The organism is Pontibacter sp. E15-1, from assembly GCF_022601975.1.
Taxonomy (GTDB): domain Bacteria; phylum Bacteroidota; class Bacteroidia; order Cytophagales; family Hymenobacteraceae; genus Pontibacter.
Genome location: NZ_JAKVIR010000051.1, coordinates 1 through 10,246, shown reverse-complemented (window position 1 = coordinate 10,246; position 10,246 = coordinate 1). Strand labels below are relative to the sequence as shown.

Here is a 10,246-nt window from a genome sequence, read left to right as displayed (position 1 = left end):
TGCTAAAGGTGCTTGGCTTCTTGTTAGCCAACCATTTCTCTTTTTACCTTTAGAGCCTACCACACAACTTGAGTTAATAAACTCCTACCTTCGGCCATGCCTACAATATGCATCCGCACCACCGTTGCTGCGCCCATATCCCGCTGCTTTGACCTTTCGCGCAGCATAGATTTACATAAGATTTCAACTGCAGCCACCGGGGAAGAAGCCATTGCAGGCGTAACAACTGGTCTGATAGGTATGGGTGAGCAGGTAACGTGGCGAGCGCGGCACTTTGGGGTATGGCAGACGCTTACCAGCAAAATAACGGCTTATGTGCGCCCCACGTACTTCGTGGACGAAATGGTAAAAGGAGCCTTTCAGGGATTTCGGCACGAGCACTTATTTGAGGAGCGGCAAGGCCAGACACTGATGACAGACCGTTTCAATTATACCTCTCCGTTAGGCCCACTTGGCAAGTGTGCCGATATATTGTTTCTGAAGCGCTACATGACCACGCTCTTACAAGAGCGCAACAATGTGATAAAAACCTTTGCGGAAAGCGACCGCTGGCGGGAAGTGCTGCCATAAGGCAAGAATAGTACCTGCACATTCCCCACAAGCAAACAACCTGTCGCGTGTTTGCCTTTAGACTGCAATAAGCTTGGGCTTATAGCGCGCCTCCCCTATCTTGCCGGAAATTAGAAGACAGTGAGCATACAATACATACTTGAGATACTGGGCACGGTGGTGTTTGCCATGTCCGGGGCATTGGCCGTGAGCGAGAAAGACAGCGAGCAGGACTGGTTCGGTGCCGGGTTCACGGGCTTTGTCACGGCGATTGGCGGGGGCAGCCTCCGCGACATCATGCTGGGAAGCTATCCGCTCGTCTGGGTGCAGGACATTACGCTGCTGTATACCATCATCGCGACCATTGTGTGTACCGGGCTGTTATACAAATGGCTCATCCGGCTGCGCCGCACCTTCCTGCTTTTCGACACGCTGGGCATCTCGCTGTTCACGATCGTGGGCACCGAAAAGGCCCTGAGCCTGGGGGTAAGCCCTGAAATTGCCGCCATTATGGGAATGTTTTCGGCGGTGATGGGCGGCGTGATCCGGGACATCCTCACAAATGAAGTTCCCGTACTGTTTAGGAAAGAGGTATATGCCAGCGCCTGTCTGCTGGGGGCAACGTTCTATCTCGGCATGGTGCAGCTTCAGGTGGAGCGCAACACCAATTTCATCGTCTCGGTGCTGTTCATCATCCTCATACGCCTGGTCGCCCTGAAGTACAACCTCAGCTTGCCTAAATTTAACCGGCTCCGGCACTAGGGTTGCTGCCCTACATCGCGTAGCATCATGCCAGCCAATACACTACAGCCTATGGATATAAGATACAGGATACTCCATACATCAGGCACCTGGAGCCTCACGGTCCTGCGGGCCATGCTGGGGCTGGTGATCTTGCCACACGGGGCGCAGAAGCTTCTTGGCTGGTTTGGCGGGGGCGGCCCGGCGGCGTTTCTGGGAGGCTTTGAGCAGATGACGGGTTTGCCGGGCCTGCTGGGCTGGCTAGTCATCCTCATCGAGTTTGTTGGTTCTATCTGCCTCATCTTTGGCTTCTGGACGCGCATCTGGGCCTTTAGCATGCTCTGCCTTTTTATCGGCATCATCCTGACGGTGCACCTGCCCAACGGCTTTTTCATGAACTGGGGCGGCAATCTGGCGGGCGAGGGGTATGAGTTTCACCTGCTCGTGATCGGGATGGCCTGGGCCCTGACGGTTGGCGGTGGCGGTGCCCTGAGCCTGGACCGCAGCATGATGGGGGCCGAAAGAACCTTTTAGCAGAAAAAAGCCCCCGAACAAAAACGGATACCGTTCCTGCCCGAGGGCTGTATAATTTAGGTATAAAACTGCGTACTTAGTCTTCGGCCTCCTCGCCTTTCGCCACGATATCCCCTTCTGTAAACAGGATAATTTTCATCATCTCGCGCCATGCCGGTTTCTTGCGTAGCAAAAACTCCAGGTCCATACCGAAGTGCTTGAACTCCTCGTTTTGCGCGTTTTTCATGATGGCTTTCGCCTCCGCGTCTTTCTCCACAGAGATGCGCTGCTCATACCAGCTGATGGCCTCAGCCTCTTCAATTAACCCCGTGATCATGCGGGCAAAGGTGCGGGTGCTGTCGGATAACTCGTGTGCGGGTTCGTGGTATTGGTCGGTTGGCATATGTTGATTTGGTTTGAATGGAAATCTATTTTATACCCTATCCTAACGCTGCACCGGCCATTTGGGTTGGCCCCCCACACCCTCGTAGGGACAGGTCGCGACCTGTCCGCGCGTGAACCTGCCGATAAAACAACAAGCCATAAGCACCGGCAACCGTATCATCCCGGACAATTTAAATTTAAGTGGGTATACCTTTCTGTCCGCGCCTCAGCCTTAAATTAACGCAAGGTAACACTGAACTGCCGTGTCTCTAAAACTTCTTCCCGTTTATCTGAAAATCCTGATGCTGACTGTTGGGTTCGGGAACGATTCGGACAGGTCGCGACCTGTCCCTACGAGAGGATGGAAAACGCAACCTATACCCTATACCATAGCTGTCCCTGCTCAATTTGCAGGCCCGACGGAATGTTGTTGTGGTATAGTTGCCCCGTGCCCAATCCCTGCGGCATCGTAATGTTATAATTGGCTGTGAACTGACTGATGGCATTCAGGCCGATATTCGACTCCAGCGCCGAGGTATTCCACCAGCCGATGTTGCGGGCTTCAGCCAGCTCGATCCACTCAGCGCTGGAAGCGAGGCCGCCCAACAGGGTTGGTTTCAGTATGATGTACTGGGGTTTGATCGTTTCCAGCAATTGCACCTTTTCCGCCGGTTCCTGCACCCCAATTAACTCTTCGTCGAGGGCGATGGGCACGGGGGTATAGGCACAGAGCTGGGCCATGGCCTCGTGCTGCCCCTGCTTTATCGGCTGCTCAATGGAGTGGAGGTCGTAGCGGGCCAGGCGCTCCAGCTTTTTGTAGGCTTCCTGCGGCGAGAAAGCACCGTTGGCGTCTACGCGCACGGTCAGTTCCTGCACGCTGGCCACCTCCCGGATGCTTTGCAGTATGGCCAGTTCCTGCACAAAGTCCAGGCCGCCGATCTTCAGTTTCAGGCAGCTATACCCCTCTTCCAGCTTCTTCTCGATTTGCTCCTGCATAAATCGGCTATCGCCCATCCAGATGAGGCCGTTGATGGGTATACCCGCCTCGCCCCGGCTGAAGGCATTGTCGTAAAGAAGCCGCTGGCCGCCGTGCTGCAAATCGAGCAGTGCGGTTTCGAGGGCGAAGCGCAAGGCCGGCCACTCCTGCAGTTGCAAATCTTCGGGCAGCGTGCCGACGGCCTCCAGGTCTACCTTCCCCTCATTCACTAGCTGTGCCACCACCTCCAGCTTCTGCTCCAGGTCGGGCCGGGCGTCGATGCTCAGGCCTGCCAGGGGCGCGCACTCTCCCATCCCTATTATTTCGGGCGCTTCCGTGTGCCACAGGTGGATAAAGTAGACCTTGTGTTCGGAAATGGCACCACGCGAGGTCCGGGCATCAAACTTAAATTGGAGGGTATGGGCGGTATAGCGCAGCTGCAGGGGCATGTTTTTTCGGGGTTGATTTTGTGAGAAGATAAACCATAACCGGCAAGTATGACGTAGATGAAAACCGAAGTATGACCATCCCCGGTAAAAAATACTGCCGGGGAATAGGACACGATACCACCGTTACGATCCGAACAATTGTAGTCCTTGCCGGGATATAGGCCACTATTTACTAAATTACGGTAAAACAGCTTAACCCACGGCACCTGTTTTTGTTCTAACCTTGTATCCTTTACAAACCCTCTAACCAGGAATACCTATGAATGCCCCTCTTACAGCCCCTGCCACGCAGGAAGCTCTGCAGCAATACGCGCACATACGCGCCCACACCGAAACTATCTGTCAGCCCCTGGAGCCGGAGGACACCGTGGTGCAACCCATCGTGGATGTGAGTCCGCCCAAGTGGCACATGGCCCATACCAGCTGGTTTTTCGAGACGTTTCTGCTGCAGCCGCACCTGCCGGGGTATAAAGTGTTTCATGAGCAATACAGCTACCTGTTCAACTCTTACTACAACAGCGTTGGCAGCCGCGTGCAACGCGACCAGCGCAGCACCCTCACCCGCCCGCCGCTGCGCGATATCTACGCCTACCGCCAGCACGTGGACGAGCATATGCAGCAGCTTTTCCAGCGCCTCGATGAGGACACGCTAACCGAGCTGCTGCCCCTGATCCAACTGGGCCTGCAACACGAGCAGCAGCACCAGGAACTGCTCGTGACCGACATCAAGTATATCCTGAGCACCAACCCCATGTTGCCGGTGTATAAACCGCAGCAGAAAGAAGAAACCACCCAGGCTACGAAGGCCGAGTTTATACCTATACCGGGCGGGGTGTATACCATCGGCTTCCGGGACGAGGGCTTTAGCTTCGACAATGAGTTTGGCGTGCACGAGGTGCTGCTGGACGACTTCCAGATCATGAACCGCCTTGTGACCAACGGCGAGTACCTGGCGTTTATGCAGGATGGCGGCTACCGGGATTTCAGACATTGGCTGGATGAGGGCTTTGCCATGGTGAATGCCCAGAACCTGGAGGCACCACTCTATTGGGTGAAACAGGAGGACGGCTGGCACCGCTTTACCATGCACGGGCTGGAGAAAGTGAACCTCAACGACCCCGTATGCCACATCAGCTTTTACGAGGCCGATGCCTACGCCAACTGGGCCGGCAAGCGCCTGCTCACCGAATTTGAGTGGGAAGCGGCCAGCCAGGTATACCCGCCCAAAGGAGGCAACTTCGTGGAGAGCGGACTGCTGGAGCCAAGAGCCGCCGACCCAACTATTGAAGGGCTGCAGCAAATGTATGGCGATGTATGGGAATGGACCTACAGCGCCTACCACCCCTACCCAGGCTTTACCAAGGCACCTGGCGCTATCGGCGAGTACAACGGCAAGTTTATGCTGAACCAGATGGTGCTGCGCGGCGGCTCCTGCGCCACTTCCAAGAGCCATATCCGTACTACTTACCGAAACTTCTTTCACCCTGACAAACGCTGGCAATACAACGGCATCCGGCTGGCGCAAAAATAAAACCTATGGACCTGACCTCGACCCTACCCCCCATGATAGACCTAAGCCGCAAAAAAGACGGCACCAATGATACCGAAACCTTTGCAGCCGATGTGGCGGAGGGCCTGGGCACCAGCCCGAAATCGCTCCCCTCCCGCTACTTTTACGATGCCACCGGCAGCAGGCTCTTCCAGGAGATCATGGCCCTGCCCGAGTATTACCTGACCCGCTGTGAGTTTGAGGTGCTGCAAGGGAACCGGCAGGAGATTGCCCGGCATTTTTTCGCGGCAGACAGCTTCTTCCACCTGATCGACCTGGGCGCTGGCGATGCCCTGAAGACGAAGATCCTGCTGCGGGAGCTTGCCCTGCAGCAAAACGCTTTCGACTATGTGCCCGTGGACATCTCCGGAGACGCCATGCGCCAGCTCAGCGACAGCCTGCAGCAGGAAATGCCCTCCGTGGATGTGCAGGCCGTGGTGGGCGAGTACTTTAAGGCGCTGGAGTGGCTGCAGGAGCACAAGCCCGAGCGAAAGATCGTGCTGTTCCTGGGCTCCAACATCGGCAATTTCAAAAACGACGAGAGCATCAGCTTCCTAAAAAGCATCCGCAGCAACCTAAGTCCCGGCGACAAGCTGCTGATGGGCGTAGACCTGCGCAAAGACCCCGACACGATCCTGAGCGCCTACAACGATGCCTCCGGCGTGACCGCCGCGTTCAACATGAACCTGCTGCGCCGCATCAACACGGAGTTGGGTGGCGATTTCGACCTGGCCGAATTCATGCATTACCCCATCTACAACCCGCATGAGGGCGTGATGCGCAGCTTTATCGTCAGCAAGAAAGCGCAGGACGTGCATATCCAGGCCACAGGCCAGACCTTTCATTTTGATGCCTGGGAAGCGATCCATACCGAAAACTCGCACAAGTATTCCCTGAAGCAGATCGAGGAGCTTGGCAACACCTGCGGCTTCCGCATCGAAACGGTCTTTCAGGATACCGAGTGCCGCTTCGCAGATGTACTGTTTACCGTGGATTAGAGCCTTGCATATGTGAATACCCACCCCTGCCCCTCCCAAGAGGGGAATTTCAGCATGAGTAAAAATTATGCTGGCGCGGATTTGCAATCCGTGCCTTCCAATAAAATCGAGTCTGTGACTCGACAGGCCCCAAAAGCAAAAAGCACTTCCCCAACCGGAACGTGCTTTTTGCTTTTCAAGCCTGTGGCCCGTAACTTTAACTATCGCTCACTTATACCTACACGACTCCTACGCTATGACACCAATCTCCCTGGCCTCCGGCGCCAGCTACTTCCAAAGCCCCGCCCCCGCCATCGATGCCGCCATAACCGCACTGCACGAGGGCAAAACCTCCTATGGCCCCACCGAGGGAACACCGGAACTGCGCCAGGCCATCGCCGATCATTACAATAAAAACGGGCTGCACGTAAGGCCCGAGCAGGTGCTGGTAACGCCCGGCAGCAAGCAGGCGCTGTTCAACCTGTTCACGGTGCTGCTGTGCCAGGGCGACGAAGTGGTGGTGCCAACCCCGGCCTGGTTCGGCTTCCAGGACCTGATGAAGTACAGCAAGGGCATGCTGGTGCCCCTCGAGACAAAACAGGCAGAAGGCTACGCCCTGACGCCCGAGGCGCTGCGCAAGACCCTGACCGACCGCAGCCGTATACTGATACTGACAAACCCCGGCAACCCGACCGGTCGCACCTATACCAAAGCCGAGCTGGAGGCACTGCTGGAGGTGACAAATGAATTCCCGAACCTATACCTGATCTCCGATGAAATATATGACCGTGTTACTTACGATGGGGCTTTTACTCCTCTCCTTTCCTGCCAAGGGGCAAAAGAAGACCAAATTTTCCTCGTAAACGGCTTCTCCAAGTCGTTTGCCATGTCTGGCTGGCGCCTCGGCTATATCGTGGGGCCGGAAGAGATCATTAAAAAATGTGCCGATTTCCAGGGGATAACCCTGGCAGGCGTGAGCGTTTTTTTGCAGGATGCCGCCCAGGCGACGCTGGAGCAGGAAACGCAGGTAATGCCTGAAATGCTGGAGGCCTTGGCGCAAAACCGCAAACTGATGCAGCAGGGTCTGGATGCCATACCTCATGTAAGCTATTACTTACCGGGCGGAGCCTATTACTTCTTCCCGGACCTCAGCCACTACCTTAACCAACACACCCCGTACGGTGAGGCGCCCCATACCACCGAAGACCTCTGCCGCTACCTCCGCGAAAGCCATGGCGTAGAACTCGTGCCCGGCGATTCGTTTGGTGCCCCCGGCCATGTGCGCATGTCTTTCGCCATCGAGAAGGAGAAACTGCAGGAAGCCATGCAGCGGCTGAAGCGCGGCTTGGAAGCGCTGCGTAACCGTTGATGCAGTTCAAGAACAGTATAAACTTTCCCGCTCTCGCTCGCCTCTGGCGAGTGTGTGCTATAGTTTGGCCTCTGGCCGCGTTTAAAGTCTGAAAGGTGTAAGTGGCGGGACGCCACCGGAAATCTCACACCCGCCAGAGGCGAGCGAGGGCAAAATAATTCCTTTTAAACCCGCCAAGAAAAACAACGTTTAAACTTTTTAGTTAACCAATCAATTGTAACTTTGTCTCAATGAAAATCACAAACAACGCATACGCCTATTATTACTATCGCCGCAACAGCTGTTTCGGAATGGGATGCGTTTGTTTGATGTAATGTAGCTAACAAACAACGATACAAAAGCCTGATTCCGAAACCGGAGTCAGGCTTTTTTTATGTCCATACCTCAAATAAAAACCATACTACCATGAATCACACAACACAAAACGCAACTACGCAAAAAAGACAGATACCCACCCTGCAGGACATGCAGCAGGTTTACCAAAACTATACTCCCGAAGACCAGGAGGTATGGCAAGTCCTGTTCTCCAGGCAAATGCAGGAGCTTCCAAAGCAGGCTTCCAAAGAGTTTATGGAAGGTTTGGATGTGGTAGAGTTTAAGGAGGCAGGCATTCCAAACTTTGAGGATGTTAACGCCATCCTGCGTAAGATTAATGGTTGGGAAGTAGTGGCCGTAGAGGGCATCGTGGACGATAAGATTTTCTTCGGGCTGCTATCCGACCGCAAGTTTCCTGCCACCACATGGCTTCGCAAAATGTCGGAGCTGGATTACCTGGAGGAACCGGATATGTTTCATGATGTGTTCGGCCATGTGCCGCTGCTTAGCAATGCGGCTGTTACGCAGTTCTTACAGGCACTGAGCCAGATCGGCTACCAGCACGCCGACAACCCAGTAGCCATTGAATTTCTGTCACGCATCTACTGGTTCACGATAGAGTTTGGCCTGATCCGGGAAAACAACGAGTTACGGATCTATGGCGCTGGCATTCTGAGTTCCGTAGGCGAAACGCGCTTTAGCCTAAGCAACGCCCCGCAGCACTTTGCCTACAGCATCGACCAGATTCTGGACACACCCTACCGCAAAGACACTTTCCAGGACAGGTACTTTGTGATTGACTCGTACGAGCAGCTACTTGGTTCCATCGACGAAATTAAAACGAAACTGGAGGAGAAATTAGCTGCTAGTCCGGTCCTATAAACCAATATAATTGCTTCCAGTGTGAAAATGCGTGATTCATCAACATATACCACGCCTATACAAGTCAGTTAACGCTGACTTGTATTTTTTATCCCTGCCTAACAAGCGGGTATTCTAATAATGTAGTTTATATTGGTCTGGACGTACAGTATATTCGGCAGTCCGGTTTCAGTTATCAGTCGATTTCGACAGACAAGCCGAATAAACTTTCGTTTATACCATAGTTAGCTGCAATCTTATGAAGAACCACGCCAAAGAATTAAACTCATTAACATTAAATAAATTTGATGAAATTTTGAATTTTGAAAAGCTTCCAAAAGAAGTTGTAGACTATATAAAAGAAGTTGTACATTTTAGAAATCAATTAACTATTGAAACTGAAAGAGGTTCAGCTTTATATGCAACTTCATATTTAGAAGCTGTATTTGACAAATTATTTAGAAAGAAATTAATTGGGAACAAAAAGCATTTAGATGAATTACTTTCCTTTAATGGTGCATTAGGAACATTTTCAAATAATATAAATATTTCTTATTCGATTGGATTAAGAAACAAAGACATTCACAACGATTTACACATAATTAGAAAAGTTAGAAATGAATTTTGACATTCTCCCAATGTTATAACATTTGATGATGATAAAATTTCAATTCTCTGTAATAACCTAAGACTTATAGCTCGAGAAAATGTAGTTAATCCAAGACAAAGATTTGACACATCAGTTTCTTATATTCTTGGAAAATTAGAAGTAGAAATATATGAAGCAAAAAAATTTAATGAAAAAGTGAATACAACCGATTTAAACAATATTAAAGAAACAGTAAGTAAATTTCTTGAACTAATTTAAAAGACTGCAGCTAACAAAGTATTGCCAAAAGCCGGGTTGAATGGATTCTATTGAACTTTTGAGCATGTCTCAACTTCAGTTCTTCGATTGAACTTTAGTGCTAAAACGCCCCACCTTCAGCAATACTCAAACCGTTGGGCATAATTAAAAACATAACATGAAAATTGCAGTTACAGCAGCAAATGGACAATTAGGTTCTTCTATAGTAAATGAACTTAAAAGGGAAATTGGAGCAGAGAACGTAATCGGGATTGTACGGACACCAGAAAAAGCATCTCACCTCGGTATTGAAGTTCGAAAAGCTGATTACAATAGCCGTGAGGACTTTAATACAGCATTAAAGGGAATTGATTCGATATTGCTTATTTCAGGAATGGACGATCCGCAAAAAAGAATCCAACAACATAGAAACGTAATTGAAGCTGCAAAACAAAATGGGGTAAGGAAGGTAGTCTACACCAGCATTATTGGTGACGAGGGAAAAACCGCTTTTAGCCCCATAGTAAAAAGCAATCGTCAGACTGAAAGAGATGTGCTAGAATCAGGTTTAAATTGGGTTATTGGTAGAAATGGAATTTACATTGAGCCTGACCTTGAGTATATCGATACTTATGTAAAAGTATAATACCTCGGCAAAATCAGACCACAAGTTAAGTTTAAGAGTAATAACCTAAAAAGTGGAAAGATGAAAAAAG

11 protein-coding genes are annotated in these 10,246 nt (G+C 51.4%); 9 read left to right on the top strand and 2 right to left on the bottom strand.

Annotation, left to right across the window (positions count from 1 at the left end; all coding sequences use genetic code 11):
- The first annotated feature begins 96 nt into the window (after positions 1–96).
- The 3 genes from MKJ04_RS22600 to MKJ04_RS22590 all read left to right on the top strand — a co-directional run bounded on the left by MKJ04_RS22600 (position 97) and on the right by MKJ04_RS22590 (position 1,824).
- Positions 97–570 (top strand): SRPBCC family protein, encoded by a 474-nt coding sequence (locus MKJ04_RS22600; protein WP_241644458.1) that lies wholly within the window; start codon positions 97–99, stop codon positions 568–570.
- Positions 571–690: 120 nt separating this feature from the next.
- Complete coding sequence (locus MKJ04_RS22595) at positions 691–1,311, top strand: trimeric intracellular cation channel family protein (protein WP_241644457.1); 621 nt, start codon at positions 691–693, stop codon at positions 1,309–1,311.
- A gap of 51 nt (positions 1,312–1,362) precedes the next feature.
- Positions 1,363–1,824, top strand: a complete 462-nt coding sequence (locus MKJ04_RS22590; protein ID WP_241644455.1) for a DoxX family protein — start codon at positions 1,363–1,365, stop codon at positions 1,822–1,824.
- A gap of 76 nt (positions 1,825–1,900) precedes the next feature.
- Here the strand turns inward: MKJ04_RS22590 and MKJ04_RS22585 are convergent, their stop codons facing one another.
- Together MKJ04_RS22585 and MKJ04_RS22580 are read right to left on the bottom strand one after the other, a co-directional pair.
- Positions 1,901–2,206, bottom strand: a complete 306-nt coding sequence (locus MKJ04_RS22585; RefSeq protein WP_241644453.1) for a hypothetical protein — start codon at positions 2,204–2,206, stop codon at positions 1,901–1,903.
- Positions 2,207–2,562: 356 nt separating this feature from the next.
- Positions 2,563–3,612, bottom strand: coding sequence for an o-succinylbenzoate synthase (locus MKJ04_RS22580; protein WP_241644451.1), 1,050 nt, complete (start codon positions 3,610–3,612; stop codon positions 2,563–2,565).
- A 259-nt stretch (positions 3,613–3,871) separates the two neighbouring features.
- Here MKJ04_RS22580 and egtB point away from each other — a divergent pair, with 259 nt between their 5' ends.
- The 6 genes from egtB (at position 3,872) to MKJ04_RS22550 (ending at position 10,176) form a co-directional block, all read left to right on the top strand.
- A complete protein-coding gene (gene egtB / locus MKJ04_RS22575) occupies positions 3,872–5,143 on the top strand; it encodes an ergothioneine biosynthesis protein EgtB (protein ID WP_241644448.1) in 1,272 nt (423 codons plus the stop codon).
- Positions 5,144–5,175: 32 nt separating this feature from the next.
- On the top strand, positions 5,176–6,159 hold the full coding sequence (egtD, locus tag MKJ04_RS22570) for an L-histidine N(alpha)-methyltransferase (RefSeq protein ID WP_241644446.1): 984 nt from the start codon (positions 5,176–5,178) through the stop codon (positions 6,157–6,159).
- Between the two features lie 235 nt (positions 6,160–6,394).
- On the top strand, positions 6,395–7,507 hold the full coding sequence (locus MKJ04_RS22565) for an aminotransferase class I/II-fold pyridoxal phosphate-dependent enzyme (RefSeq protein WP_241644445.1): 1,113 nt from the start codon (positions 6,395–6,397) through the stop codon (positions 7,505–7,507).
- Positions 7,508–7,912: 405 nt separating this feature from the next.
- Positions 7,913–8,704 carry a phenylalanine 4-monooxygenase gene (locus tag MKJ04_RS22560; RefSeq protein ID WP_241644444.1) on the top strand — a complete coding sequence of 264 codons (792 nt, stop codon included), beginning with the start codon at positions 7,913–7,915 and terminating at the stop codon, positions 8,702–8,704.
- 238 nt (positions 8,705–8,942) lie between these two features.
- A complete protein-coding gene (locus tag MKJ04_RS22555; RefSeq protein ID WP_241644443.1) occupies positions 8,943–9,311 on the top strand; it encodes a hypothetical protein in 369 nt (122 codons plus the stop codon).
- Positions 9,312–9,708: 397 nt separating this feature from the next.
- Positions 9,709–10,176: an NAD(P)H-binding protein gene (locus tag MKJ04_RS22550; RefSeq protein ID WP_241644442.1), complete on the top strand. Its 468-nt coding sequence runs from the start codon at positions 9,709–9,711 to the stop codon at positions 10,174–10,176.
- Positions 10,177–10,246 lie beyond the last annotated feature (70 nt).